This is a genomic window from Azospirillum agricola (genome assembly GCF_017876095.1).
GTDB lineage: Bacteria > Pseudomonadota > Alphaproteobacteria > Azospirillales > Azospirillaceae > Azospirillum > Azospirillum agricola.
On the sequence record NZ_JAGINM010000005.1, the window covers coordinates 330,669 to 357,094 of the forward strand.

Sequence of the window (26,426 nt, forward strand, 5' to 3'; positions counted from 1 at the left end):
CCTCCCCCAGCGCCTCCCCCCCGGAGGCCCATCCAAGGACCAGCCGGACATGCGCACGAACCTCGCCGACCGCTGCACCTCCCTGATCGGGCGCGCCCGCGCCGTTCTCAGCCGTCCCCTGCGCAACCGCCCCTTCATCCGCAAGCCGCTGGGCCGCCCCATGCGGATGGAGCTGCTGGACCTGGAACTGTTCCGCAACGACCTCCACGGCTGACGCGGGGCACGGCCGACGCGGGGCACGGCCGAAGCCGGGTTCCACGCCGGCCCCGTCCGGCCAGCCCGACCTACTTGACCAGATGCTCGTAACGGGCGTCGGTCAGCGTCTTCAGGAAGGCGACCAGCGCCCGGATGCGGCGGTCGTCCAGCGCCGGACCGGTTTCCAGCTCCGTCATCGACAGGGTGCCCGCCACCTCCGGCTTGCCCCAGGGCTTGCCCGTCTCCGGGTTGGTCGCCCCCTTGACGGTGCGGCTGTTGTAGCTGTTGTAGAAGCGGACCACCGTTTCGAGTTCCTGGAACACCCCGTTGTGCATGTAGGGGCCGGTGACGGCGACGTTGCGCAGCGTCGGGGTCTTGAACTTGCCGTCCTGCGCCGCGCTGGCCGCCGCCGGATTCTCGCGCAGGCCGTGATCGACATGCTTCGGCCCCTTGCCGTTGGCCGCGCGCAGCGCCGCGTTGACCGGCACGCCGATGTTGTGGTGCTCGTAGTTGGTGAAGGTCTCGCCCGGCGAGGCCGGGATCCGCTTCAACTGGTGGCACAGGTTGCAGTTGGTGAACTGGGTCGAGAAGAACAGGGTCATGCCCAGATCCTCCTCCGGCGACATCTTGTACTCGCCGCGCAGATAGCGGTCGTACTTCGAATCGAAGGGGGCGAAGGCGTCGGTCTCCTCGAAACGGGCGATCGCGTCGCTCATCGCGTCGAAGGCGCGATCGGCGTTGTCCAGCACCCCGGCGCCGTACAGCGCGACGAAGGCGCGGGCGTAGGACGGATTCTCGGCCAGCCGCTGCCGCACCTGCTCCTTGGAGGCCATGCCCATCTCGCCGGGATTGAGCGGCGGGCCACCCGCCTGCTCCTTCAGCGTCGCCGCCCGGCCGTCATGGAACTGCCCGCCGACCGCGCGGCCCTTGGCGTTGAAGGAGAAGGCCGGGCTGAACTTCGCGTAGGCGGCGCTCGGCGCGTTGCGGTCGCCGATCGACCTGCCGTCGGCCCCGACCGACGCGGCGCCGCCGACGCCGCCGTCGCGCGGGTCGGCGAAACCGGCCATCGGGTTGTGGCAGTCCGCGCAGGATTGCGTGCGGTTGAAGGACAGGGCGGTGTCGGAGAACAACGCCTCGCCCAGCTTTTCCCTGGTCGGCGGATCCCCGGCCGCGGCGGGGGGCGCCGCGAGGGCCAGCAGCAGAGCGACGGGCAGGACGGCGCGGCGGAAACGGGACGAGGTGAAGATCGGCATGACGACACTCCGGGAACCGGCCCGCAAAGCCCGCGGACCGGCGCCACTATGAGCGTTCCGGCTTAACCAAGCATGAGAATCGCTCGCAGCCGGGTGAGGCAGATTGCCGCCCGCCCCGTCCCGTCCGGCCGCCGCCCTACTCCCTGGCGAGCAGGTCGCGGATGGCGTTGACCAGCGGCTTCATGTGGAAGGTCGATTCGGGCGACACGGCGACGGTGCCGCCGGCCGCCTCCACCGCCTCGGCCACCACCGGGCCGACGGCGGCGATGCGGGTGTTGCGGAAGGCCGCGCGGAAGGCGTCGGACAGGCCGCAGGCCTCCGCCACCTCGTGCAGGCGGCGCACCTGGGGCGAGGCGGTGAAGGCGACGAAATCGATGCGCCCGGCCGCCATCTCGCGGATCGCCGTTTCCACGGCGCCGGTTTCGGAATCGGAGGCGTAGCGGTAGGGCGTCACCGCCACCGGCTCGCCGCCGCGCGCCCACACCGCGTCGAGCAGGACCGCGTTGGGGTTGTCGGGGTAGAGCTGGACGCCGACCGTCCGCCCCGACAGATCCTCGTCGGCCAGCGCCTGGATCACGCCGTCCGTCGTCGGGGCCGGGGCCAGCTTGTACGGCCCCAGCCCGATCTCGCGCAGCGCCTTGACCGGCTTCGGCCCGCGCACGAAGATTCGGGTGCGGCCGAGGGCGACGACGACCTCCGCCTCCCGCCCGTCGGCGCGGGCGACCGTCATCAGGCGGCGCAGCCCCTCGCCGGTCAGCAGCACGACGTCGTGGAAACCGCCGGCCACCAGCCGGTCGAGCCAGCCCCGCGCCGGGGCGGGGTCGTCGAGGTCGAGGATCTTCACCATCGGGCAGCGGATCGTCTCCGCGCCGTGCTGCTCCATCATGCCGGCGAACAGGTCGAGGTCCCGGCTCTCCGGCACCAGAATCCGCCGCCCCGCCAGATCGCCGCCCATGCCGTCCCCGCGCTTGCCGTGTCTCACCGCGCCGAGCCTAGATCGGATCGCGCAAAATCGGAATCGATTTGACGCGTGAATCCGATCGCCGGACATGAAGCCATGGCAGGCGCGGCCGCGCCGCGTCATCCGCCATCCCGGCGCGCGACCGCCTTCACACGTTCTGGCGGCGGCAGTGCAGCAGGCTGAACAGGCCGAAGGGCGGCACGGTCCGCACGCTCTCCACCGCCAGCCGCGAGCCCTGCATCAGCGACTCCATGGTGAAGTCGGGGCGCCAGCCGAGCTTCTTCGACAGCGGCGCCAGCCAGCCCTCGACCGCGCGGCGGATGCCGGGGCGCGGGGCCGCGAAATGGTTGACGATCACGATGTCGCCGCCCGGCTTGCAGACCCGCTCCAGCTCGGCCATCGTGCCCTGCGGGTCGGGGACCACCGTCATCACATACATGGCGACCACCACGTCGAAGCTGTCGTCGGCGAAGGCCAGCTTGCCGGCGTCCATCTCCAGCAGACCCTCGACATGGTCGAGCCCCTCGCGCGCCACCCGCTCCTGCGCCACCTTCAGCATGTCGGTGGACAGGTCGATGCCGACGACGCGGTTGTCCTTGCGGTAGTCCGACAGCGACAGCCCGGTGCCGACGCCGACCTCCAGGATGCGCCGGCCGCCCCGGCGGTTCAGCCAGGCGACCGCGGCGTGGCGGCCCGACGCCAGCAGCACCCCGAACACCCGGTCGTAGAAACCGGCGTAGCGGCGGTAGGCGGCGCGGATGGAATCGGCGTCCATGTCCTCTGCTCTCCCTTTTTTCGAATTCCCGAGAGTTGCAGCCGACGAACCGACAGGGCCGGCGCGGCCGCACCATAACCGGCTTCCCACCGCAATGAAAGTGATGCGAAAGGAGGAACCGCCCGGAACCGCAGGATGATCTCCCGGTCTTCTTGGAGACCCGGGCCCGGCGACTTTGCATCTTCTGTTTATTTTGAACGATCAATCAAAAACCATCGACTTGGCGCGCCGGAGTTCATGGCGTCATCGTCGTCCGCCTCCCGGCATGAAGACTCGTCATCCCCTCCAAGCGCTCCCTTGGCGTTCGTGGGCGACCGTGCGATTCTCGGATCGTCAGGCCACCCCGCGACAGACGCGCCCCGCATCGGGACGACGGCGGTTTCCACGGCCGGGAGGAACGCACCATGAAGACTTTTGGCATCGCCGCATCCGCCCTCGTCCTGGCCCTCGCCGTCGGGACGCCGGCCATGGCCGCCACCCCGCAGCAGGAGAAGATGCAGGCCTGCAACGCCGACGCGACCGGCAAGGGCCTGAAGGGCGACGAGCGCAAGAGCTTCATGAGCTCCTGCCTGTCCAACAAGCCGGCCGCCGCCGCCACGGCCAAGACGATGACCCCGCAGCAGGAGCGGATGAAGAAGTGCAACGCGGACGCGACCGGCAAGACCGGCGACGACCGCAAGGCCTTCATGAGCGCCTGCCTGAAGGGCTGACCCCCCGCCTGCCCGCCCATCCCGGAGGACCTAAAGCACGCTTTATGCTTGGCCGTTGACTTTGCCGGCGGTTCCTGTCGAAATCGCCGGCAAGGGAGACATTTCATGGCCGACAGAAGCCGGGTCTATGGCGTGACGGAACTGGCTGCCGAGTTCGACCTGACGCCGCAGGCCCTGCGCTTCTACGAGGAGAAGGGGCTGCTGTCGCCGCAGCGCGCGGCCGGACGGCGGGTCTTCACCTACCGCGACCGGGCGCGCCTGATCCTGATCCTGAAGTTCCGCCGCGTCGGCTTCTCGCTCGACCAGATCGCCGAATATCTCGCCCACTACCGCTCCGGCCGACCCAGCGCCTGCCAGTACCGCGACGGGCTGGCCAAGATCCGCGGCCGGCTGTCGGCGCTGGAACGGATGCAGGCGGAGATCGCCGACATCATGAGCGACCTGAAGCTGATGGAGCGGGACGCCGAACGGCGACTCGCCGCCTGCGAGGCGGCGGCCGCCGAATGACGCCCACCGCCGCATGGCGCCCACCACAGAACCCCACCACCCAAAAACCAAAGAACCGGGAGTGACACCAATGTTGCGCGGAATGATGATGGGGGTTCCCCTGCTGGTCACGTCGGTGCTGCGCCACGCGGCGCAGTACCACGCCGACACCGAGATCGTGTCGCGCACCACCGAGGGGCCGATCCACCGCTACACCTACGCCGACGCCTGGGCGCGGTCGCAGCGGCTGGCCAACGCCCTGGCGGCGCTCGGCCTTCAGCCCGGCGACCGGATCGGCACGCTGGCCTGGAACGGCTACCGCCATCTGGAATGCTATTACGGCATCGGCGGCTCCGGCATGGTCTGCCACACCATCAACCCGCGCCTGTTCCCCGAGCAGATCGCCTACATCGTGAACCACGCCGAGGACCGCGTGCTGTTCACCGACCTGACCTTCATCCCGCTGCTGGAGGGCATCGCCGACCATCTGACCGGCGTGAGGGCCATCGTGGTGATGACCGACGCCGCCAACATGCCGCGATCCAGCCTGCCCAACCTGCTGTGCTACGAGGATCTGCTGGCCGAACAGCCGGCCGAGTTCGCCTGGCCTGACCTCGACGAGAACACCGCCTGCGGCATGTGCTACACCTCGGGCACCACGGGCAACCCGAAGGGCGTCCTCTACAGCCACCGCTCGTCGGTGCTGCACGCCATGGCGGCCTGCCTGCCCGACGTCTTCGGCCTGTCGGCCTCCGACGTGGTGCTGCCGGTGGTGCCGATGTTCCACGTCAACGCCTGGGGCGTGCCCTACGCCGCGCCGATGGTCGGCGCCAAGCTGGTCTTCCCCGGCGCCAAGCTGGACGGCGCCAGCCTGCACGAGCTGTTCGAGGCGGAGGGCGTCACCAACACCGCCGGCGTGCCCACGGTCTGGCTCGCCCTGCTGAACTGGCTGCACGCCAACGGCAAGACCCTGACCACCATGCGCCGCATCGCCATCGGCGGCTCCTCCTGCCCGCCGGTGATGATCCAGCGCTTCAAGGAGATGGGGATCGAGGTCCTGCACGCCTGGGGCATGACCGAGACCAGCCCGCTCGGCCTCGCCAACACGCCCAAGAGCAAGCACAGGGGGATCGACGCCGACGAGGCGCTGGCGCTGGCCTCCAAGCAGGGGCGGCCGATCTTCGGCGTGCAGTTCCGCGTCGTCGACGAGTCCGGCGCCGACGTGCCGCGCGACGGCCGCAGCTTCGGCCGGCTGCTGGTGCGCGGCCCCACCGTCTGTTCCGGCTATTTCGGCCTGGAGTCCAGCCCGGCCCACGAGACCGAGCCCGGCTGGTTCGAGACCGGCGACGTGGTGACGATGGACGGCGACGGCTATGTCCAGATCGTCGACCGCACCAAGGACGTCATCAAGTCGGGCGGCGAGTGGATCAGCTCCATCGACCTGGAGAACATCGCCGTCGGCCATCCCGCCGTGCAGGAGGCCGCCGCCGTCGCCATCCCCGACGAGAAGTGGGGCGAGCGCCCGATGCTGGTCGTCGTCGTGAAGGAGGGCGCCAGCCTGACCCGCGAGGAGCTGCTGGCGGTGTTCGAGGGCAAGGTCGCCAAATGGTGCATCCCCGACGACGTCCGCTTCGTCGAGGCCCTGCCCCACACCGCGACCGGCAAGCTGCTGAAGAGCACCATCCGCGAGATGGTGACGAATCCGGCCACCGCCTGAGGGCGGCGGCTTCGGCCTCCGGCGTCCCCTCCCCGCTCCCCTTCCACGCCGCCCCCTTCCACATCGCCCCCTTCCACGCCGGAAGGGGGCTTTTTCGTCGCTCTCCGCGCCGGCCCCGGCAACGCGACGCGCCTCCCCCGAATGAAAATGAGAAGCCCTCGCATTTTTCGGTGAGGGAAGCCGGCCTCCCGTTCGTCTTTGGGGCGGGGGCGGTGCTTCCTGTCGGGGTGGGTCCTGCGGAGAGTATGAGATGAGCGCTGGCAAGTCGCGCACGCGGCTGTGGTTCCTGTGGCATTCCTGGCTGGCGATGCCGATCTGGGCCTTTCTGTTCTTCATTTGCGTGACCGGCACCGTCGCCGTGGTCAGCACCGAGATCATGTGGCTGGTCGATCCCTCCATGCGGGCGTCGGGCGAGGGCGAGCCGCTGCCGCCCAGCGCGCTGATCGCCGCCGCCGAAAAGGCGGCGCCGGACGGCCGGGTCGCCTCGCTGAGCTGGGGCGGATCCCACATGGCGGTGGGCGCCCGCATGGCGATGCCCGACGGCACCTTCACCACCGCCTGGATCAACCCGGTCAGCGGGGTCGTCCAGGGACTGTCCACCGGCAACTCGTTCCGCCAGTTCCTGCGCGCGCTGCACGGCTGGCTGATCACCTTCCCGGTCGGCTGGTATCTGGTGTCGGCGATGGCGATCCCGCTGGTCGGGTCGCTGGTCACCGGGCTGGTGGTCTACAAGAAATTCTGGAAATCCTTCTACCAGCCGCGCATCCGCTGGAAACAGGCGCCGCGCGTGATGTGGGGCGACCTGCACCGCGTCGCCGGCACCTGGTCGATCTGGTTCATCGCCGTCATCGCCGTCACCAGCCTGTGGTTCCTGATCTACATGGCGCTGATCCATCTCGGCATGGGGCTGGGCGGCAGCAAGCCGCCGGTGATGCTGGCGCGCGACCAGATCCCGGTGGCGGCGGCCCGGCCCAAGCCCGACGCCGACGCCATCCTCGCCACCGCCATGGCCACCCTGCCCGACATGCGGCTGCGCTTCCTGGGGCTGCCGGGGACCGCCTACGACCCGGCGACGGTGATCGGCACCAGCGGGCAGGTGCCGCTGCTGCCCGACTTCATCCGCATCAACCCCTTCGACGCCACGGTGATCGTCGTCGAGGGCGGGCTGGACGGCGCGTCCGGCATCGAGCTGACCCGCACCATCATGCGCGCGCTCCACACCGGCGATTTCGGCGGCCTGCCGATCAAGCTGATCTGGTTCGCCTTCGGCGCGCTGATGAGCACCCTGATCCTCAGCGGCATGCTGATCTGGATGAAGCGGACGGCGCGCGCCACCATGGAGGTGGTGCGCGCGGTCAAGACGGCGAGGGCCTCCTCCAATGCGTAAGCTCTGGCAGCGCGGCAAGTTCCATCTCAGCGCGCTGATGATGCTGGTGCCGCTTCCCTTCCTGCCCAACTACTTCAGCCCGAAGCCGATCTTCGCCCCGCCCGAGATCCGGCGCGACGTCAGCGCCGGCCCCTTCCCGATCACGCTGATCACCCACGACGAGGCGCCCCACCGGGGCGTCACGGGGGAGCGGCTGAAGGAGTACCACATCCACCTCCGCCCGGCCGACATCGACAAGGTGCGCGGGGTCTTCCTGCGCGTCGGCAAGCCGCGCAGCCTGCGCGCCGCCGGGGCGCTCGGCTTCGGCAACCCGTACGAGCGCGAGGCCGAGGTCACGGTGCCGGCCGATCCGACCGGGACCGAGGAGCTGTGGGTGACGGTCGAGGACTGGAACGGGCAGGTCCATCAGGCATCGACGCCGCTGGCCGGCTTCTTGGGAGGGACATGATGACCGCACGCTTTTCCATTCCGGCCGCCGCCGCCGCTGCCCTGGCCGCCCTGGCCGCCCTGTGCGCGGCCTCCACGGCCCAGGCCCACTACCCGATCTGCGAATGCAGGATGGCGGACGGCCGGACGGTGGTCTGCACCGGCGGCTTCTCCGACGGGTCGAAGGCGCCGGGCGTGGTGCTCGACGTCATCGCCTACGACGAGCAGGTGCTGGTGAAGGGCAAGCTGGGCGAGGATTCCACCCTGTCCTTCGCGCGCCCGGCCCAGGACTTCTACGTCCTGTTCGACGCCGGCCCCGGCCACACGGTCGAGATCGAGCACACCGCCATCAAGTAGGGTCCTCCACCCCATGCATCAGCAGATCGTCCGCCGCGCGGGGGCCGAGCGCGAGACCCTGTGGGTCCTGCTCGCCGCCGGCCTGATCCTCGCCACCGCCGGCACGGCGGTCGGGCTGCGCCCGGCGCCGGAGACCGACGCGCCGCTCGCCCTCCACCAGATCGACTCCCGCACCGGCCTGACCGCCGCCGAACAGGGGCTGCACGCCGACCTCAAGGTGGCGGCCGACGAGATCGCCGCCCTGCGCAAGGCCGACGGCCGGGCGCCGGCCCCGGCCGATCTGGCCGCCCAGGCCCTGCCGCCCTTCGCCGCCGACGCCAGCGCCACGGCGCGCGGCGGCCATGCCTGGACCCTGACGGAAAGCGGGGGAAGCCTCGCCTACGCCGGCCTGTCCGCCGCGCCCGAGACGGCCGGCTCGCTGGTCCTGCTGCTGGACGGGCATGGACCCGGGATCTGGCTGAAGCGCGCCGCCGAGGCGCCGCCCGCCCGCCTCGACGAGGCGTCGCTGGCCGCCGCCGGCTGGAAGCGGATCACCTCCACCTTCACCGCCGGTGTGACCCGATGAGCTTTTTCCTGAACCGCCGCCGGTTCCTCGCCGCCACCCTGGCGGCCGGCGTCCTGCCCGCGAGCGCCCGCGCCGCCGCCCCCACCGCCGCCCCCACCGCCGATCGCAAGCGTTTCGGCGTCACCCTGCACCCCTATTATTCCTACGTCGCCAACATCGCCGGCGACCGGGCCGAGGTGGTGCCGATCATCCCCGCCGGCTTCAACCCGCACGCCTACGAGCCGCGCCCGGAGGACATCCAGCGCATCGGCGGCCTCGACGCCATCGTGCTGAACGGAATCGGCCACGACGATTTCGCCGGGCGGATGATCGCCGCCTCGTCCAGGCCCACGCTGCCGGCGGTCGAGGCCAACGCCGACGTGCCGCTGCTGCCCGCCGCCGGGTCGGCGGCGCGGGCGTCGGGCAAGGTGGTCAACCCGCACAGCTTCCTGTCGATCACCGGCTCGGTCCTCCAGGTCGCCACCATCGCCCGCGAGCTGGGAAAGCTCGACCCGGCCAACGCCGACGCCTACACCGCCAACGCGCGGGCCTACTCCCGCAGGCTGCGCCAGCTGCGCGCCGACGCGCTGGCCAGGCTGGCGAGCGCCGGCGACACCCGGCTGCGCGTCGCCACCATCCACGGCGCCTACGACTATCTGCTGCGCGAGTTCGGGCTGGAGGTCTCCGCCGTCGTCGAGCCGGCCCACGGCATCGAGCCGAGCCCGGCGCAGCTCGCCGAGACCATCGCGACGATGCGCAAGCTCGACGTCCAGGTGATCTTCTCGGAGCTGAACTTCCCCAGCGCCTATGTCGAGACGATCCGCCGCGAGACCGGCATCCGGCTTTACGCCTTCTCCCACATCTCGCACGGCGACTACGCCGCCGACCTGTTCGAGCGCGAGATGAGCCGCAACATGGACACGCTGGTCCAGGCGATGCTGGAGGCCAGGCCGTGAGCGCCCGGAGTGGAAACGGCCCCGGCATCCTGTTCGACCGGGTGGATCTGACGCTCGGCCGCACCGCGATCCTGGAGCGGGTGTCGCTGTCGGTCGCGCCGGGCGCCGTGCACGCCGTGGTCGGCCCCAACGGCGGCGGCAAGTCGTCGCTGATCCGCGCCCTGCTGGGGCAGGCGCCGCACCGGGGCACCATCCGGCTCGACTGGCCGGGCGACGGCCCCGGCACCGTCGCCTATGTCCCGCAGGCGGTCGAGTTCGACCGCGGCCTGCCGCTGACGGTGGAGGATTTCCTGGCCGTGCTGTGCCAGCGCCGCCCCGCCTTCCTGGGCCCCGACCGGCGGCTGGGCTACGGCGAGGCGCTGGCCCGCGTCGGCATGGCCGGCAAGGGCCGCCGCCGCTTCGGCGCCCTGTCGGGCGGCGAGCGCCAGCGCGTGCTGCTCGCCCAGGCGCTGATCCCGGCGCCCGACCTGATCATCCTCGACGAGCCGATGACCGCGCTCGACGAGGCCGGCGTCGCCATCTTCGAATCGCTGCTGGCCGGGCTGACCGCCGCCGGCACCACCATCCTGTGGGTCGAGCACGACCTCGCCCAGGTGCGCCGCCTCGCCACGCGGGTGTCGGGGCTGAACCGGCGCGTGCTGTTCGACGGCCCGCCGGCGGACATGCTGTCGCCCGAACAGGTGCTCGACCTGTTCTCCGCCGTCCCCCGCCGCAAGGCGGAGGCGGAGGCAAGCCGGCCCGCCGCCCGGAGGATGGCGTCATGAGCTTCGAAACCCTGCGCGCCCTGATCCAGGGCTGGGCCGGGGCCGGGCTGCTGCCCGCCGGGCTGACCCACGGCTTCCTGGTCAACGCGCTGCTGTCCGGTCTGGTCATCGGCCCGGTGCTGGGCGGGCTCGGCACGCTGGTGGTGACCAAGCGGCTGGCCTTCTTCTCGGAAGCGGTCGGCCACGCGGCGCTGACCGGGGTCGCCATCGGCATCCTGGTGGGGGAGCCCTACACCGGCCCCTACGCCAGCCTGTTCGGCTACTGCCTGCTGTTCGCGCTGCTGGTCAACTACACGCGCAACCGCAGCAACCTGACCTCCGACACGCTGATCGGCGTCTTCCTGTCGGTGTCGCTGGCGCTCGGCGCCAGCCTGCTGCTGATCCTGGCGAGCCGGGTCAACATCCACATCCTGGAGAACGTGCTGTTCGGCTCGGTTCTGACGGTGGACGACCGCGACCTGACGGTGCTGCTGGTCGTCGCGCTGGGCGTCACCGCGCTGATGCTGCCGCTGTTCAACCGGCTGCTGCTGGCCAGCTTCAACCCGGCGCTGGCGCGGGTGCGCGGCGTGCCGGTGAAGGGGCTCGACTATCTGTTCATCGTGCTGGTGACGGTCGTCACCGTCGCCTCGGTCAAGATCATCGGCGCCATCCTGGTCGGCGCCCTGCTGGTGATCCCGGCCGCCGCCGCCCGCGTCGTCGCGACGTCGCTGCGCGGCTTCTTCCTGCTGTCGGTCGCCTTCGCCAGCGTCGCGGCGGTGGCCGGCATCCTGCTGCCGGTGCAGCTCGCCCTGCCGGTGCCGTCGGGGGGCGCCATCATCCTGGCGGCCGGGCTGCTGTTCCTGGGGGCGCTGCTGGCGCGTTTCGTGACGAGAGGGGAAGAGGGATGAGGCGTGTCACGCTCACGGCACTTCTGTTGCTGGCAACGGCTCCGGCCGCTCTGCCGGCGGCACGGGGCGCCCTCGCCGAAACGGTGCTGGCCGGGCACCCCGTCACCGCCGGGCTGGCCCAGGCGCTGACCCAGGGCACCGGCGTCGCGGTCGAGGCGGTGGTGCCGCCCGCCATCCCGATGGGCCGCCAGCTCTCCTTCCTCGGCGGGCGCGGCGAGGCCAAATTCGCCGAGGCGGCGCGCAAGGCCGACGCGGTGCTGACGCTGCGCTCCGTCTGGACCGACGATCCGCTCTACCCGCTGGCGCGGCGCGCCAACATCCGGCTGGTCGAGATCGACGCCGCCCGGCCCGTGGACGGCGCCCTGCCCGGCATCGCGCTGCGCGAGGGCGCCGCCTTCCCCTGGCTCGGCGTCGCCAACGCCGGGCGGATGGCCGACATCCTGGCGGCCGACCTGCGGCGCCTCTACCCGGCCTCGGCCCCCGCCATCGACGCCAACCTCGCCACGGTCAAGCGCGGGCTGCTGGCGCTGTCCGCGCGGACGGCGCGGAGCTTCGCCACGCTGCCCGACCCGTCGGTGGCGGCGCTGTCCGACCGCTTCGCCATGCTCGCCGCCGATTTCGGGCTCGACCTGCGCCGGGTGTGGGCCCACGACGACCGCGACTGGACGCCGGAGCGCTTGGCCGGGCTGACCGCCTTCCTCAAGGCCGAGCGCATCCCGGCGGTGCTGCACCACCGCCAGCCGGCGCCGGAGATCGCCAGGGCCGTCGCCGACGGCGGCGCCCGCCTGATCGTGCTGGACAGCCTGGAAAGCGGCCCGCCCGCCGCCATCGACGCCGCGCTGGCGCGGATCGCCGAACAGCTGGAAGCCGGCCTGCGCTGAGCGGGCGCCCTCCCCGGACCGCTCAGCCCAGATCCCTCAGCCCGGACCGCTCAGGCGGCGTCGGGCAGCGGGGCCGCCGGATCGACCAGACCGGCCGCGCGCAGCGCGCGCCAGAAATCGGCCGGGACCGTCTCCTCCAGGGCGGCGCGGTCCTCGGCGATGCGGTCCGGCCGGCTCGCGCCGGGGATCACCGCCGCGACGGCGGGGTTGGCCAGCGCGAATTGCAGGCCGGCCGCCTTCATGCCGACGCCGTGGCTGTCGGCGATTCCCTTGATCCGTGCCACCTTGTCCAGGATCGCAGGCGTGGCGGGCGCGTATTCGAAGTTCGGCCCGCCGACCAGCGCGCCCGAGCTGTAGGGACCGCCCACGACGATGCCCAGGCCGCGCTCCGCCACCATCGGCATCACGCGCTGCAAGGCGCGCCCATGGTCCAGCAGGGTGTAGCGGCCGGCCAGCAGGAAGCCGTCGGGCCGGTTGCCCTCCAGCCCGAGCAGCAGCTCGATCGGCTCCACCCGGTTGACGCCCAGGCCCCAGGCCTTGATCACGCCCTCGTCGCGCAGGCGGTCGAGCGTCTTGAAGGCGCCCTTGCGCGCGCTCTCGAACACGCCGAGCCAGTCGTCGCCGTAGAAATCCTGCGCGACGTCGTGCACCCAGACGATCTCGACATGGTCGGTCCTCAGCCGCTTCAGGCTGTCCTCGATCGAGCGCAGCGTCGCGTCCGCCGAATAGTCGTTCACGACCCGGTTGGGGCGGCCATGCTTGAAGACGTCGCCCTTCTCGCCCTGGTCGCGGGCGGCGACATCCTCGACCTCGTCGAGGATCACGCGGCCGACCTTGGTGCTGACGACGTAATCGCCGCGCGGCCGCCCGGCCAGCGCCTCGCCCATGCGGATCTCCGCGAGGCCGGCGCCGTAGAAGGGCGCGTTGTCGAAGTACCGGATGCCGTCGTTCCAGGCGGCGTCCACGGTGGCCCGCGCCTCCTCCTCGGGGATCGCGCGGAACATGTTGCCGAGCGGCGCGGTGCCGAAGCCGAGGCGACCGGGCAGGATGTCCTTCAGTGCCATTGCCTTGTCCTTTGCGGAAGGAGGGAACGCGGGATGGGAACGGACGGACGGCGGCAGCCCTGGCGGGATCCGGCCCGGTCCGGTGAGGCTCCCGGCGGGCCGGGGCGACGCTCAGTTCGACGGCGTTGCCAATCCCAGCAGCATGGCGACCAGCCCGCTGTCGCTGATGGCCATGGCGGCCTGTCCGGGGCTCAGCCAGCGGCGGTCCCGCTCGTGCCGTTCGGGCCACTCGTCGAGCTCCTCGCGCACCTCCAGCAGAAAGACGGTGACCTCGCATTCGACCGAGCGGCCGGCCGCCAGGCGTTTCTCGTAGCGGTAGGAGCCGTAGGGGCGCTTCCTGACCTTGCCCGTCACCCCGGCTTCCTCGAAAGCCTCGCGGGCCGCCATCGCGCGCGGCTTGATGCCCTTCTCCGCCCAGCCCTTCGGGATGATCCAGCGCCGCGTCTCGCGCGACGTGACGAGCAGCACCTGGGGAATCGTCCCGGAGAGCCGGTACGGCAAGGCGGCATACTGGGTGCGGGGGGACGAGGTTCTCATGCACTGTATGTTCCCCGTTCGCCGCCCGATTTCAACCCGCCGCGCGTGGGCGGGCCGTTTTTCCCGGCCGCCTCCCCCCTGGCGCCTCCCCCCCTTGCTGCCCATTTGACGGCCGGGGCGTCCGCATCGTCCGGAAGAGGTAGGCCGGTAAATCCCGTTGCGCGTCGCGAATGGCTTCGCCACCATGCGAGTGAACATTCACTCACGAACAGGTGCGCCGTGTCCGCCGCCCGCTCCCCCGACAGCCGCCCGCCCGACAGCCGCCCCCCCGATGTCCGCCACAAGGTCGGCGACGCCGCCATCGCGCTGTTCGCCCAGAAGGGGGTGAGGGCGACGACGGTCAAGGACATCGCCCGCGCCGCCGGGGTGTCGGAGGGGGCGCTCTACCGCCACTGGCCGAGCAAGGAGGAGCTGGCGGCCGAGCTGTTCGCGACGGAATACACGGCCATGTCGCGGACCCTGCGGGAGGCGGCCGGCGACGGCCCGGCGCCCGAGCGGCTGCGGCGGGTCATCCACCACGCCTTCGACCTCGCCGAGGCGGCCCCCGACCGCGCCCGCTTCCTGCTGCTGTCGCAGCACGATGCGCTGCCGCTGGTGCCGCGGGGCCAGGAAACGCCGGTGGACGTGATCTGCGGCATCGTCGCCGACGGCATCGCCGAGGGCAGCGTCGTCCGGGCCGACAAGGACGCGCTGGCCCACATCGTCATCGGCGCCATCGTCCTGAACGTGCAGTCGCACGTCTACGGCCGGCAGACCGCCGCGCTCTCCACGCTGGCCGGCACCATCGCCGACGCGATCCTCGATGGCATCGCCGTTTCCGGAGCCAGGCCATGAGCGCCCCCGCCCTGCTCGCCTCCCGCCGCTTCCTGCCGCTGTTCCTCACCCAGTTCCTCGGCGCCTTCGGCGACAACGTGCTGCGCGGCGCCATCGCGGTGATCGCGGTCTACGGCCTCGCCGCCGGCGGCTCCCCGGACGGAATGTCGAACGGCGCGATGATCTCGACGCTGGCGGCCGGCGCCTTCACCCTGCCCTTCCTGCTGCTCTCGGCCACCGCCGGGCAGCTCGCCGACCGCCACGACCGCACGCTGGTCGCCCGCGCCGTCAAGCTGGCGGAGATCGGGCTGATGGGCGTCGCCTCCTGGGGCATCGTCGCCGCCGACCTGCCCGTGCTCATCATCGCGCTGGTCGGCATGGGCGCGCATTCCACGATGTTCGGGCCGGTCAAGTACGGGCTGCTGCCCGACCTGCTGGCCCCGTCGGAGCTGACCGCCGCCAACGGGCTGGTGGAGGCCGGGACCTTCGTCGCCATCCTGCTCGGCACCATCGCCGGCGGCTCGCTGGCTCTGGTGCATCCCTGGGCGGTGCCGGGGCTGCTCGGCGCCTCGGCGGTGCTGGGGCTGGGCGCCTCGCTGTTCATCCCGCGCGCCGGCAACGCCGACCCGGCGGTGCGCGTCGGGCTGAACCCGCTGTCGGTGACGGTCCGGGTGCTGCGCTCGGTCGCCGGGGACCGGGTGTCGATGCGGGCGATCCACGGCATCTCGGTGTTCTGGGGAGTCGGCGCGGTGGTGATGGCGCAGTTCCCCTCCATCGCCCGCGAGACGCTGGGCGCGGACGCCAACGGCGCCACGCTGCTGCTCGCGGTCTTCGCCATCGGCGTCGCCGCCGGCTCGATCCTGGCGGGTCTGAGCCACCGCGCGCCGTCCACCGCCGACGCCGGCAAGGCGGCGCTGGCCGGGCTGGTCGCGGCGCTGGCCGGCGCGGCCCTGCCGCTGCTGACCCCGGCGGTTCCCCCGGCCGAGCCGCTGTCGCCGATGGCGCTGCTGGCCCAGCCCTGGGCGCTGCCGCTGCTGGCCGACCTGTTCGTCATCGCGGCGGCGGGCGGCGCCTTCGCCGTGCCGCTCTACGCGCTGATCCAGCACCGGGCCAAACCCTCGGTCCGCGCCCGCGTCATCGCCGCCGCCAACGTGGTCAACGCGCTCTACATGGTCGCCGGCTCGGCCGTCGCGGCGGGGATGCTGGCGCTCGGCCTGTCGCCGCTGGCCGTCGCCGCCTGGGGCGGGGCGAGCATGCTGGCCGCCGTCGTCATGGCGCTGGCCGTCGATGGGCGGGGGCTGCTGCGGGCCGTCTTCCGCGCCGTCTTCCGGCTGGCCTTCCGCGTCGAGGTGCGCGGGGCGGAGCATCTGACCACCCTCCAGGGCGCCGCCGTGGTGACGCCCAACCACCAGTCCTTCCTGGACGGCGCGCTGCTGGCCGCCTTCCTGCCGGGGATGCGCTTCGCGGTCGACACCCACATCGCCCGGCTGGCCCTGGTCAGGCCCTTCCTGGCGATGGCCGACCACGTCACCATCGACCCGACCAACCCGCTGGGCACCCGCGCGCTGGCCCGCGCGCTGGCCGACGGCGACAAGGTCTGCGTCTTCCCCGAGGGGCGGATCACCGTCACCGGCTCGCTGATGAAGATCAACGGCGGCCCCGGCATGCTGGCCGACAAGGCGCGCTGCCCGGTGGTGCCGGTCTGCATCGAGGGGGCGCAGCGCTCGATCCTGTCGCGGATGCGGGGGCGGCTGCGGCTGGGCCTGTTCCCGCGCATCACCATCACCGTCATGCCGCCGGCCCCGACTCCGGACGTGAGCGGGCTGGTCGGCAAGACCCGCCGCGCCGCGCTGAAATCCTGGCTGTCGCGGCTGATGACGGAGACCGTCTGCGCCGCCCGCGCCCAGCCCGACACGCTGATGCTGGCCCTGCTCGACGCCCGCCGCAAGACCGGCGCGCGGGAGGCGGCGGTGCAGGACGGCGACTTCACGACCGTGTCCTACCGGGCGCTGGCGGCGCGCGCCCTGGTGCTCGGCCGCATCCTGACGCGCGGCACCGAGCCCGGCGAGGCGGTCGGCGTGCTGCTGCCCACGGCGTCGCCGACGGCGGCGGTGTTCTTCGGCCTCGCCGCCCATGGCCGTCCGGCCGCCATGCTGAACTTCACCGCCGGGCCGGATTCGGTGAAGGCCGCCTGCCGCGCCGCCGGGGTGCGCCGCATCGTCACCTCGGCCCAGTTCGTCGAGAAGGCCCGGCTGGGCGCGCTGGTCGAGGCGCTCGCCGCCGACCACGCGATCATCCATCTGGAGGAGGTGAAGCGCGGCCTCACGCTCGGCGACACGCTGCGCGCCCTGGTCGCGCTGGTCATGCCCGACCGGCTGCTGCCGGAACAGGGAACGCCGGACGACGTGGCCGCCATCCTCTTCACCTCCGGGTCGGAGGGGCCGCCCAAGGGCGTGGCGCTCAGCCACGGCAACCTGCTCGCCAACCTGACGCAGGTGGCGTCGGTGGTCGACTTCACCCGGCGGGACGTGGTGTTCAACTGCCTGCCCGTCTTCCACTCCTTCGGGCTGACCGGGGGGATGCTGCTGCCGATCCTCAACGGCGTGAAGACGGTGCTCTACCCCAACCCGCGCCATGTCCGGCTGATCCCGGAGCTGGTCTACCAGACCAACGCCACCGTGCTGTTCGGCACCGACTTCTTCCTGAGCGCCTGGGCGCGGACGGCCGACCCGTACGACTACCGCTCGCTGCGCCTGGTCTTCGCCGGGGCCGAGCGGCTCCAGGACGAGACGCGGCGCGTCTACACCGAACGCCTGCGCGTCCATCTGCTGGAGGGCTACGGCACCACCGAGACCGCCCCGGTGATCGCCGTCAACACGCCGGCCCGCTTCCGCCCCGGCAGCGTCGGGCAGGCCCTGCCCGGCATCGAGACCGAGCTGGTGCCGGTGCCGGGGGTGGAGACCGGCGGACGGCTGCGCGTGCGCGGGCCGAACGTGATGAAGGGCTACCTGCACGCCGACCGCCCCGGCGTGATCCAGCCGCCCGAGGGCGGCTGGCACGACACCGGCGACATCGTGACCATCGACGCCGAGGGCTTCATCCGCATCGTCGGCCGGGTCAAGCGCTTCGCCAAGGTGGCCGGCGAGATGATCGCGCTGGGCGTGGTCGAGGAGATCGCCGGCCTCGCCGACGCCGGCGCCGCCCACGCCGCCGTCGCCCTGCCCGACGCCCGGCGCGGCGAGCGCATCGTCCTGGTGACGACCAGCGCCGCGCTGACCCGCGACGCGTTGGCCGCCGCCGCGCGCGGCAGGGGCGCGCCGGAGATCGCCGTCCCGCGCGATGTCCTGCGCCTCGACGCCATCCCGCTGCTGGGCACCGGCAAGACCGATTATCCGGCCGTCGCGCGCTTCGCCGCCGAGGCCGCCAAGGAAACCGCATGATGGGAAACCGCATGATGGGAGAGCCCATGATGGACCCCGCCACACCCGCCACACCGGACGCATCCGCCGCCCCGGCCGCCGACCGCCGCCCGATCGCCACCCGCCAGGCCCGCTGGGCGCAGCGGCTGGCGGCGTGGCTGAGCACGACGCCGGTGACGCCCAACCAGATCTCCCTGCTGTCCGTCGCCTGGGCCGCGATCGGCGGGGCGCTGCTGCTGCATGGCGGGATCGCCGCCTGGATCGGCGCCGCGCTCTGCGTCCAGTTCCGCCTGATCTGCAACCTGCTCGACGGCATGGTCGCGGTGGAGGGCGGCAAGGGGTCGCGCGTCGGCGCGCTCTACAACGAGATCCCCGACCGCTTCGCCGACACCGCCTTCCTGGTGCCGCTGGGCTACGCCGTCGGCGTCCCCTGGCTCGGCTGGGCGGCGGCGCTGGCGGCGATGCTGACCGCCTATGTCCGGGTCTTCGGCGGGGCGCTGGGGCTGGCGCAGGATTTCGGCGGGGTGATGGCCAAGCAGCGCCGCATGGCCGCCCTCACCGCCGCCCTGCTGGCCCAGGCGGCCGAGCACGCCCTGTGGGGAACGCGGTTCAGCCTGCTCGCCGCCGGCTGGATCATCCTGATGGGAAGCCTGCTCACCGCCGCGACCCGCACCGCCGGCATCGCCCGTCTTCTGGAGTCCCGGTCATGATGATCCCCCTTCTCCGTCCGGCCCTGCTGGGCCTCACCCGCCTGCTGGTCGGCGCCCGCGCGAGCTGGGAGGGCTGCGCCCCCGCCGACGTGCCGCGCATCTACTTCGCCAACCACAGCAGCCATCTCGACACGCTGGTGATGATGGCGGCGCTGCCGCGCGAGCTGCGGGCGCGGACTCACCCGGTGGCGGCGCTCGATTACTGGGGCGGGTCCGCCCTGCGGCGGAGCGTGGCGGTCGGCTGCCTGAACGCGCTGCTGGTCGACCGCACCGGCAAGGCGACGGCCGAGGTGATGGACGCCATGGCGGCGGTGCTGGAGGACGGGCGCTCGCTGATCCTCTTCCCCGAGGGGACGCGCGGCGACGGCGCCGTGCAGCCGTTCAAGAGCGGCCTCTACCACCTCGCCCGCCGGGTGCCGGGGGCCGAGCTGGTGCCCGTCTTAATCGAGAACCTGAACCGCGTGATGCCCAAGGGGATGCCGCTGCCGGTGCCGCTGATCTGCACCATGCGCTTCGGCGCGCCGCTGCCGCCGCCCGTTGACGGCGAGGACAAGGCCGCCTTCCTGGAGCGGGCGCGCGACGCGCTGGTCGCCCTGTCGCACCCGTCCCCCTCCCCGTCCCGACACGATTCCAGCCAACGGACCGCCCAATGACCGCCGAACCGCTGTTCCAACCGCTCTTTCTCTGGCTGGCGGGCGCGGCCCTGGGGCTGCTGACCGTCGCCACGCTGATCGGCGCCGTCCTGGCCCACCGGGTGCGAAGCCCGGCCGGGCGGGACACGGTGCGCAACCTGAACGCCCGCATCCGCTCCTGGTGGGTGATGGTGGCGCTGTTCGCGGCGGCCATGCTGCTGGGCGGCACGGTGACGCTGGTGCTGTTCGCCCTGCTCTCCTATCTGGCGCTGCGCGAGTTCATCACCCTGACGCCGACCCGGCGCGGCGACCATCTCGGGCTGTTCCTGTCCTTCTTCGTGGTCGTACCGCTGCAATACTGGCTGATCGGCTTCGGCTGGTACGGGCTGTTCTCGATCTTCATCCCGGTCTACGTGTTCATGGCGCTGCCCTCGCTGGCGGTGCTGGGCGCCGATCCGTCCGACTTCCTCACCCGCACCGCCAAGGCGCAATGGGGGGTGATGGTTGCGGTCTACTGCCTCAGCCACGCGCCGGCCCTGCTGTGGCTGGACATCCCCGGTTACGACCTGCCCGCGGCCTTGCTGCTTTTGTACCTGATGACGGTGGCGCAGCTGAGCGACGTCTTCCAGTACGTCTTCGGCAAGCTGTGGGGCCGCACCCGCCTGTCGCCCGGCATCAGCCCGTCGAAGACGGTCGAGGGGCTGCTGGGCGGCGGGCTGACCGCCGTCGCCGTCGGCACCGGGCTGCACGTCATCACGCCCTTCTCGCCGCTCCAGGCGGCGGGGATGTCGCTGGCCATCGTGACGGCCGGCTTCTTCGGCGGCTTCGTCCTGTCGGCGATGAAGCGCGACCTCGGCGTCAAGGATTGGGGAACGCTGATCGAGGGGCATGGCGGGATCCTCGACCGCCTCGATTCCGTGGTCTTCTCGGCGCCGCTGTTCTTCCACCTCACCCGCTACTGGTTCACCTGACGGCCGGCGGCGTCAGCCCTCCGCGTCCGGCATGAGCCCGTGCTTGCGCAGCTTCGCGTAGAGGTTGGTCCGCGACAGGCCGAGGCTCCGCGCCGCCTCCAGCTTGTTGCCCCGCGCCTCGTCGAGCGCGGCGAGGATGAGGGAGCGCTCCAGCTCGTCGACCGCCTCGGCGAGCGGGCGCTTGCGGTCGGGCGGGGCGGAAGGGGGCGGGCCGCCGCCCAAGGGGACGGTGCCCAGGGGGACGGCGCCCAGGGGGACGGTACCCAAGGGGACGGTACCCGGAGCGGCGGCTCCGGGCAGGATGCCCGCGAGATCCTCGGCCGTGATGCGGTCCCCCTCGGTCCGCACGTAGAGCTGTTCGAGGATGTTGGCGAGTTCCCGGACATTGCCGGGCCAGTCGTACCCGCGCAGCCGGTCGAGCGCCGGGGGCGTCAGGTCGCGCATCGGCTGGTCGAGGCTGACCGCCGTCCTCTCCGAAAACAGCGAGGCGAGGATCTCCAGATCCTCCTTGCGGTCGCGCAGCGCCGGAAGCTGGATCGGAAAGACGTTCAGCCGGTAGTAGAGGTCGGGCCGGAAGGCGCCGGCCCGCACCATCTCCGGCAGCGCCCGGCTGGTCGCGGCGATGATGCGGACGTCGACCCTGACGACGCGGTTGGATCCCAGCGGCTCGACCTCGCGTTCCTGCAACGCGCGCAGCAGCTTGGCCTGCAAGGGCAGCGGCATGTCGCCGATCTCGTCGAGGAACAGGGTGCCGCCGTCCGCCAGCTCGAACTTGCCGGGGCGCGGCTGGCGGCCGGCGCCGGTGTAGGCGCCGGGGGCGACGCCGAAGAACTCCGCCTCCAGCAGATTTTCCGGGATGGCCGCGACGTTGACGCCGACGAAGGGACGGTCCACCCGGTCCGACGCCGCGTGGATCGCGTGCGCGACCAGCTCCTTGCCGGTGCCCGTCTCGCCCAGCAGCAGCACCGTCGAGCCGATCTGGCCGGCGCGGCGCACCAGCCGCTTCACCTCCAGCATCGGGGGGCTGAAGCCGATCAGGCTCTCGACGGTGTGCTTCGACGCCCGGCTGGCGGCAAGCTCCTGCTCGACGCGGGCGAGGCGCGATTGCAGCTTGTTGAAGCGGTCGGCGATCGGCCGCAGGTAGGTCAGGCTGTTCTTCAGCGCGAAGGCGAGGGCGCCGATGACCTCGCCCCGCTCGTCGCGCAGGGGCAGGCGGCTGACCAGCAGCGTGTGCTCCCCGTAGCGCATGATGTCGAGCGGCAGGGAGCGGCCGCTGTCCACCACCTCGCGCATGCGGCTGTGCGGGATGACCCGCTCGACCGGCTGGCCCACCATGTCCGCCACCGACCGCAGCCCCAGCGACGCCATCAGCCGGCTGTCGAACCAGACATGCTTGTCGTTGGACCAGACGATGCGGGCCTCCCGGTCGACCAGGATGGCGCCCTCGATCATTTCGTCTATCATCACCATCAGCGCGCGCGCGGCGGCGAACCGCTCGTCCGGACCCGTCGGCATGGCCGTTTCCCCCTCTCCCGGTCGTTTTTGTCAATATTCTGAACATATCCTGTCAAGATTCGACACAGACCGCCAGCGCTGATTTTCCGCTCTCCGCACAAACCGTTGAAAACGCACGCATCCCGGATGTGGCGCGGCGCTTGCTAATCCGTTCCCCAGAAGACTTGCGGGACGGACAGTCAGCCAGACGGCCCTCGATCCGCCGTCCGCTCCGACATCAGGGAAGGAAACGCGCCGGGCATGACACAGCAGCGCATCGGCATCATCGGCGCCGGGTTGATGGGGCACGGGATCGCCCAGGCCTTCGCCGCCGCCGGCCACCGCGTCGACATCCAGGAACCCGATCCCGCCCGCCGGGCCGGGATCCTCGACCATGTCCGCCGCAACCTGCGGGAGCTTGGCCGGGACGCCGCCGCCGCCGACCGCATCCGGCCCTGCGCGGCGCTGGAGGAGGCCGTCGGGCGGGCCGACGTCGTCATCGAGGCGGTGCCGGAGGATCTGGCGCTCAAGCAACGGATCTTCGCGGCGGTCGAGGCCGCCGCCCCGCCCCACGCGCTGCTCGCCAGCAACACCTCGGTGATCCCGATCACCCGGATCATGGAACCGCTGCGCGACAAGTCCCGCGCGCTGGGCGCCCATTGGTGGAATCCGCCCCACCTGATCCCGCTCGTCGAGGTCATCCAGACGGCGGACACCGCCGACGCGGCGGTCGCCGCGATGATCGGCCTGCTGACCGCCATCGGCAAGACGCCGGTGCATGTCCGCAAGGACGTCCCCGGCTTCATCGGCAACCGCCTCCAGCACGCGCTGTGGCGCGAGGCGATCGCGCTGGTCGAGACCGGCGTCTGCGACGCCGAGACGGTCGACGCCGTGGTCAAGGCCAGCTTCGGCCGCCGCCTCGCCGTGCTGGGGCCGCTGGAGAACGCCGACCTCGTCGGCACCGACCTGACGCTGGCGGTGCACGAGCATGTCCTGCCGGACCTCGACCGGCGGCCGGGCCCCTCGCCCCTGCTGCGCGAGCTGGTCGCGTCCGGGCGGCTCGGCATGAAGGCCGGCGGCGGGTTCCGGAACTGGACCGAGGCGCAGCGGGCCGAGGCGCACAGCCGGCTGGCCGCCCATCTTCAACGCTTCGACGGGACCGGGCACGGCTGAACGCCGCGACCGCGCCCGCACCCCCACTCTTCCACGGCCTCTCGCGCCGGACACACAGGAGGGCCACGCATGGCCGCACCCGCGAAGAAAGTCATCATCAGCTGCGCGCTGACCGGATCGATCCACACCCCGACCATGTCCGACGCGCTGCCGGTCACGCCGGACGAGATCGTCGAGCAGGGGCTCGACGCCGCCGAGGCCGGGGCCGCGATCCTGCACCTGCACGCCCGCGATCCCCGCACCGGGCAGCCGACCCCCGACCCGGCGGTCTTCATGGAGTTCCTGCCGCGCCTGAAGCAGTCCACCGACGCGGTGCTGAACATCACCACCGGCGGCTCGCTCGACATGACGGTGCGGGAACGCCTCGCCGCCCCCCTCCTGGCCAGGCCGGAGATGTGCTCGCTCAACATGGGCTCGATGAATTTCGGCATCTTCCCGCTGGCCGACCGCTACAAGGACTGGAAGCACGACTGGGAGGAACCCTATCTGCGCGGAACCGACGACTTCATCTTCCGCAACACCTTCCGGGACATCGCCTACATCCTGGAGCATCTGGGCCAGGGCTGCGGCACCCGGTTCGAGTTCGAGTGCTACGACGTCGGGCACCTCTACAACCTCGCGCATTTCCTCGACCGCGGGCTGGTGAAGCCGCCGCTGTTCGTCCAGACCATCTTCGGGATCCTCGGCGGCATCGGCGCGGAGGAACGCAACCTCGCCTTCATGCGCGAGACCGCCGACCGCCTGTTCGGCGGCGACTACGCCTGGTCGGTGCTGGCCGCCGGCCGCCACCAGATCCCCTTCACCACCATGGCCGCCGTCATGGGCGGCAACGTCCGGGTCGGGCTGGAGGACAGCCTGTACCTCGCCCGTGGCCGGCTCGCCAGGAACAGCGCCGAGCAGGTGGCGAAGATCCGCCGCATCCTGGAGGAGCTGTCGCTGGAGGTCGCCACCCCGGCCGAGGCGCGCGCCATGCTCGCCCTCAAGGGCGCCGATCAGGTCGGGTTCTGAGCCGCGCGGCGGACACGGGCTTTCAAAAACCTTCGAGGGGCAAAAAGAGATGCGGAACAGAAACGCCGTCGTCACCGGCTCGACCAGCGGCATCGGTCTGGCGACCGCCCGCGCGCTGGCGGAACGCGGCTGCCATGTGATGCTGAACGGCTTCGGCGACCGCGCGGAGATCGAGGCGACCTGTGCGGAGATCGCGGCGCGCAGCGGCACGACCATCGTCTATTCCGACGCCGACCTCAGCCGGCCCGACGCGGTGCGCGCGATGATGGCGCGGGCGGCCGAGGCGCTGGGGCCGGTCGACATCCTGGTGAACAACGCCGGCGTCCAGCACGTCGCGGCGCTGCACGAGTTCCCCGAGGACAAGTGGGACCTGCTGCTGGCGGTCAACCTCAGCGCCGCCTTCCACGCCATCAAGGCGGCGCTTCCGGCGATGCGCGAGCGGCGCTGGGGCCGCATCGTCAACACCGCCTCGGTGCTGGGCATGGTCGGCGCCCCGCACAAGCCGGCCTACGTCGCGGCCAAGCACGGCATCATCGGCCTGACCAGGGCGGTGGCGCTGGAGGTGGCCGAGCACGGCATCACCTGCAACGCGGTGTGCCCCGGCACGGTGCTGACCCCGATCATCGAGACGCAGATCGCCCAGCAGGCCCAGGTCACCGGCCTGCCGGAAGACCAGGTGCTCAAGGCGGTGTTCCTCGGCAAGATGCCGACCGGCCGGCTGATCCCGCCCGACGAGGTCGCCGCCGCCATCGCCTTCCTGTGCTCCGACGCCGCCGCCTCGATCACCGGCACCGCCCTGCCCGTGGACGGCGGCTACACCACGCATTGACGCGCCGGCCGCAACGGCGGCCTTTCAGGCATCAAGAACCAACATCCCCAGGGAGTGAAACCATGCGCAACCTTCTGCTCGCCGGCACCGCCGCCCTGTCGATCGCCGCCCTGTCCCCGCTGGCCGCCCAGGCGCAGATGTCGGACGGCGTCGTCAAGATCGGCATGCTGTCCGACCGTTCCGGCATCTACGCCGACATCAACGGCGAGGGCTCGGCCATCGCCGCGCGGATGGCCGCCGAGGAGTTCGGCAACGCCATCAACGGCACGAGGATCGAGATCATCGTCGGCGACCACCAGAACAAGGCGGACGTCGCCGCCAATCTGGCGCGCCAGTGGATCGACACCGAGAAGGTCGACGTCGTCGCCGACGTGCCGAACTCGGCCGCAGCACTCGCCGTCCAGGTCATCACCCGCGACAAGAAGCGCCTCTTCCTGATGTCCGGCCCCGGCTCGACCGACCTGACCGGCAAGGAATGCAGCCCCTACGGCTTCCACTGGACCTGGGACAACCACGCCGTGGCCTCCGCCACCGCCCGCGCGCTGGTCGGGCAGGGGCGGAAGAGCTGGTTCTTCGTCACCGCCGACTACGCCTTCGGCCATTCGCTGGAAGCCGAGGCGGCCAACACCGTCAAGCAGCTCGGCGGCACCATCAAGGGCAGCGTGCGCCATCCGCTGGGGGCGTCCGACTTCTCGTCCTACCTGTTGCAGGCGCAGGCGTCGGGGGCCGAGGTCGTCGCCTTCGCCAACGCGGGCGGCGACACCATCAACGCCGTCAAGCAGGCCGCCGAATTCGGCCTGCCCCAGGGCGGCCAGACGATGGCGGGGCTGCTGCTGAACATCAACGACGTCCACGCGCTCGGCCTGGAAACCGCGCAGGGGCTGATGCTGGCGAACTCCTTCTACTGGGACATGACCGACGAGACCCGCGCCTGGGCGAGGAAGTTCGAGGAGCGGACCGGCCGCAAGCCGTCGATGAACCAGGCCGGCGTCTATTCGTCGGTCAGGCACTACCTGAAGGCGGTTCAGGAGACCGGCACCGACGACGCCGACAAGGTGGCCGCCAGGATGCGCGCCACGCCCGTCAACGACATGATGATGAAGGACGTCGGGATCGCCGCCAACGGCCGCGTCTTCAACAACATGTATCTGGCGCAGGTGAAGACGCCCGCGGAGACCGGGCACGCCTGGGACTACTTCAAGATCCTCAAGACCGTCCCCGGCGAACAGGCCTACATCGCCCCCAAGGACAGCGGCTGCCCCCTCGTGAAGTGACCCTCGTGAAGTGACCCTCGTGAAGTGACCGCCGGGCGCCTCCCGTCCAGGACCGCCGGACCGGGCAGACACCCGGCCGGCCCCGGACAAGCCCTTGATCCTTATAGACTTCCACCAGCCGCGTATATGAAATCCATACGCCGGCGGCCTTCCGCCCCTCCTCGAATCTATACGCACCTCCGGCGCATCGTCGGCAGGCCGGA

General features: G+C 71.5%; 27 protein-coding genes. 21 read left to right on the plus strand and 6 right to left on the minus strand.

Going from position 1 to position 26,426, the window contains the following annotated elements; translation table 11 throughout:
* Nucleotides 1-49: 49 nt before the first annotated feature.
* Nucleotides 50-214 carry a hypothetical protein gene (locus tag J2847_RS09895; protein WP_209778819.1) on the plus strand — a complete coding sequence of 55 codons (165 nt, stop codon included), beginning with the start codon at nucleotides 50-52 and terminating at the stop codon, nucleotides 212-214.
* Nucleotides 215-284: 70 nt separating this feature from the next.
* Here the strand turns inward: J2847_RS09895 and J2847_RS09900 are convergent, their stop codons facing one another.
* The 3 genes from J2847_RS09900 to J2847_RS09910 all read right to left on the minus strand — a co-directional run bounded on the left by J2847_RS09900 (nucleotide 285) and on the right by J2847_RS09910 (nucleotide 3,184).
* Nucleotides 285-1,448 (minus strand): cytochrome-c peroxidase, encoded by a 1,164-nt coding sequence (locus J2847_RS09900; protein WP_209778820.1) that lies wholly within the window; start codon nucleotides 1,446-1,448, stop codon nucleotides 285-287.
* Nucleotides 1,449-1,584: 136 nt separating this feature from the next.
* Entirely contained in the window at nucleotides 1,585-2,430 is an 846-nt protein-coding gene (locus tag J2847_RS09905) for a uroporphyrinogen-III synthase (RefSeq protein WP_325169361.1), read from the minus strand.
* A 127-nt stretch (nucleotides 2,431-2,557) separates the two neighbouring features.
* The gene (locus J2847_RS09910; protein WP_085553359.1) at nucleotides 2,558-3,184 is read right to left on the minus strand and encodes a class I SAM-dependent methyltransferase; all 627 of its coding nucleotides are present in this window, start codon (nucleotides 3,182-3,184) and stop codon (nucleotides 2,558-2,560) included.
* Between the two features lie 404 nt (nucleotides 3,185-3,588).
* Here J2847_RS09910 and J2847_RS09915 point away from each other — a divergent pair, with 404 nt between their 5' ends.
* From J2847_RS09915 to J2847_RS09965, 11 genes are all read left to right on the plus strand, one after another.
* Nucleotides 3,589-3,894, plus strand: coding sequence for a PsiF family protein (locus tag J2847_RS09915; protein ID WP_209778821.1), 306 nt, complete (start codon nucleotides 3,589-3,591; stop codon nucleotides 3,892-3,894).
* A gap of 105 nt (nucleotides 3,895-3,999) precedes the next feature.
* Entirely contained in the window at nucleotides 4,000-4,401 is a 402-nt protein-coding gene (locus tag J2847_RS09920) for a MerR family transcriptional regulator (RefSeq protein ID WP_209778822.1), read from the plus strand.
* A gap of 70 nt (nucleotides 4,402-4,471) precedes the next feature.
* Nucleotides 4,472-6,097: a 3-(methylthio)propionyl-CoA ligase gene (locus J2847_RS09925; RefSeq protein ID WP_325169362.1), complete on the plus strand. Its 1,626-nt coding sequence runs from the start codon at nucleotides 4,472-4,474 to the stop codon at nucleotides 6,095-6,097.
* 250 nt (nucleotides 6,098-6,347) lie between these two features.
* Nucleotides 6,348-7,484 carry a PepSY-associated TM helix domain-containing protein gene (locus J2847_RS09930; RefSeq protein WP_209778823.1) on the plus strand — a complete coding sequence of 379 codons (1,137 nt, stop codon included), beginning with the start codon at nucleotides 6,348-6,350 and terminating at the stop codon, nucleotides 7,482-7,484.
* The gene (locus tag J2847_RS09935; protein ID WP_209778824.1) at nucleotides 7,477-7,932 is read left to right on the plus strand and encodes a hypothetical protein; all 456 of its coding nucleotides are present in this window, start codon (nucleotides 7,477-7,479) and stop codon (nucleotides 7,930-7,932) included. Before J2847_RS09930 ends, J2847_RS09935 begins: the two co-directional genes overlap by 8 nt.
* Entirely contained in the window at nucleotides 7,929-8,267 is a 339-nt protein-coding gene (locus tag J2847_RS09940) for a hypothetical protein (protein WP_233474402.1), read from the plus strand. The genes J2847_RS09935 and J2847_RS09940 overlap by 4 nt, the downstream gene beginning before the upstream one ends.
* A gap of 13 nt (nucleotides 8,268-8,280) precedes the next feature.
* Entirely contained in the window at nucleotides 8,281-8,832 is a 552-nt protein-coding gene (locus J2847_RS09945) for a DUF6162 family protein (RefSeq protein ID WP_209778825.1), read from the plus strand.
* A complete protein-coding gene (locus tag J2847_RS09950) occupies nucleotides 8,829-9,767 on the plus strand; it encodes a metal ABC transporter solute-binding protein, Zn/Mn family (protein WP_209778826.1) in 939 nt (312 codons plus the stop codon). The genes J2847_RS09945 and J2847_RS09950 overlap by 4 nt, the downstream gene beginning before the upstream one ends.
* Nucleotides 9,764-10,531 (plus strand): metal ABC transporter ATP-binding protein, encoded by a 768-nt coding sequence (locus J2847_RS09955; protein ID WP_209778827.1) that lies wholly within the window; start codon nucleotides 9,764-9,766, stop codon nucleotides 10,529-10,531. Before J2847_RS09950 ends, J2847_RS09955 begins: the two co-directional genes overlap by 4 nt.
* Complete coding sequence (locus J2847_RS09960) at nucleotides 10,528-11,418, plus strand: metal ABC transporter permease (RefSeq protein WP_209778828.1); 891 nt, start codon at nucleotides 10,528-10,530, stop codon at nucleotides 11,416-11,418. Before J2847_RS09955 ends, J2847_RS09960 begins: the two co-directional genes overlap by 4 nt.
* Nucleotides 11,415-12,299, plus strand: a complete 885-nt coding sequence (locus J2847_RS09965) for a metal ABC transporter substrate-binding protein (protein ID WP_209778829.1) — start codon at nucleotides 11,415-11,417, stop codon at nucleotides 12,297-12,299. Before J2847_RS09960 ends, J2847_RS09965 begins: the two co-directional genes overlap by 4 nt.
* Nucleotides 12,300-12,349: 50 nt before the next feature.
* Here J2847_RS09965 and J2847_RS09970 read toward each other — a convergent pair whose 3' ends face one another.
* Together J2847_RS09970 and J2847_RS09975 are read right to left on the minus strand one after the other, a co-directional pair.
* Nucleotides 12,350-13,363, minus strand: a complete 1,014-nt coding sequence (locus tag J2847_RS09970) for an aldo/keto reductase (protein ID WP_209778830.1) — start codon at nucleotides 13,361-13,363, stop codon at nucleotides 12,350-12,352.
* Between the two features lie 111 nt (nucleotides 13,364-13,474).
* Nucleotides 13,475-13,900 carry an NUDIX hydrolase gene (locus J2847_RS09975; RefSeq protein WP_085553346.1) on the minus strand — a complete coding sequence of 142 codons (426 nt, stop codon included), beginning with the start codon at nucleotides 13,898-13,900 and terminating at the stop codon, nucleotides 13,475-13,477.
* Between the two features lie 219 nt (nucleotides 13,901-14,119).
* Between J2847_RS09975 and J2847_RS09980 the strand changes: the two genes are divergently transcribed.
* The 5 genes from J2847_RS09980 to J2847_RS10000 are packed head-to-tail and all read left to right on the plus strand — an operon-like array spanning nucleotide 14,120 to nucleotide 20,445.
* A complete protein-coding gene (locus tag J2847_RS09980) occupies nucleotides 14,120-14,734 on the plus strand; it encodes a TetR/AcrR family transcriptional regulator (protein ID WP_209778831.1) in 615 nt (204 codons plus the stop codon).
* A complete protein-coding gene (locus J2847_RS09985; protein ID WP_209778832.1) occupies nucleotides 14,731-18,153 on the plus strand; it encodes an acyl-[ACP]--phospholipid O-acyltransferase in 3,423 nt (1,140 codons plus the stop codon). Before J2847_RS09980 ends, J2847_RS09985 begins: the two co-directional genes overlap by 4 nt.
* A 26-nt stretch (nucleotides 18,154-18,179) precedes the next feature.
* Nucleotides 18,180-18,842 (plus strand): CDP-alcohol phosphatidyltransferase family protein, encoded by a 663-nt coding sequence (locus J2847_RS09990; protein WP_209778833.1) that lies wholly within the window; start codon nucleotides 18,180-18,182, stop codon nucleotides 18,840-18,842.
* Complete coding sequence (locus J2847_RS09995) at nucleotides 18,839-19,495, plus strand: lysophospholipid acyltransferase family protein (protein WP_209778834.1); 657 nt, start codon at nucleotides 18,839-18,841, stop codon at nucleotides 19,493-19,495. Before J2847_RS09990 ends, J2847_RS09995 begins: the two co-directional genes overlap by 4 nt.
* Nucleotides 19,492-20,445: a phosphatidate cytidylyltransferase gene (locus J2847_RS10000; RefSeq protein ID WP_209778835.1), complete on the plus strand. Its 954-nt coding sequence runs from the start codon at nucleotides 19,492-19,494 to the stop codon at nucleotides 20,443-20,445. Before J2847_RS09995 ends, J2847_RS10000 begins: the two co-directional genes overlap by 4 nt.
* A gap of 12 nt (nucleotides 20,446-20,457) precedes the next feature.
* On the opposite strand, the gene J2847_RS10005 is transcribed toward J2847_RS10000, so the two are convergent.
* Complete coding sequence (locus tag J2847_RS10005) at nucleotides 20,458-21,960, minus strand: sigma-54 interaction domain-containing protein (protein ID WP_209778836.1); 1,503 nt, start codon at nucleotides 21,958-21,960, stop codon at nucleotides 20,458-20,460.
* A gap of 240 nt (nucleotides 21,961-22,200) precedes the next feature.
* On the opposite strand from J2847_RS10005, the gene J2847_RS10010 reads away from it, so the two are divergent.
* From J2847_RS10010 to J2847_RS10025, 4 genes are all read left to right on the plus strand, one after another.
* Nucleotides 22,201-23,112, plus strand: coding sequence for a 3-hydroxyacyl-CoA dehydrogenase family protein (locus J2847_RS10010; protein WP_209778837.1), 912 nt, complete (start codon nucleotides 22,201-22,203; stop codon nucleotides 23,110-23,112).
* 69 nt (nucleotides 23,113-23,181) lie between these two features.
* Nucleotides 23,182-24,120, plus strand: coding sequence for a beta-keto acid cleavage family enzyme (locus J2847_RS10015; protein WP_209778838.1), 939 nt, complete (start codon nucleotides 23,182-23,184; stop codon nucleotides 24,118-24,120).
* A 49-nt stretch (nucleotides 24,121-24,169) separates the two neighbouring features.
* Nucleotides 24,170-24,949 (plus strand): 3-hydroxybutyrate dehydrogenase, encoded by a 780-nt coding sequence (locus J2847_RS10020; protein WP_209778839.1) that lies wholly within the window; start codon nucleotides 24,170-24,172, stop codon nucleotides 24,947-24,949.
* Nucleotides 24,950-25,011: 62 nt separating this feature from the next.
* Nucleotides 25,012-26,223, plus strand: a complete 1,212-nt coding sequence (locus tag J2847_RS10025; protein ID WP_209778840.1) for an ABC transporter substrate-binding protein — start codon at nucleotides 25,012-25,014, stop codon at nucleotides 26,221-26,223.
* The last annotated feature ends 203 nt before the right edge of the window (nucleotides 26,224-26,426 follow it).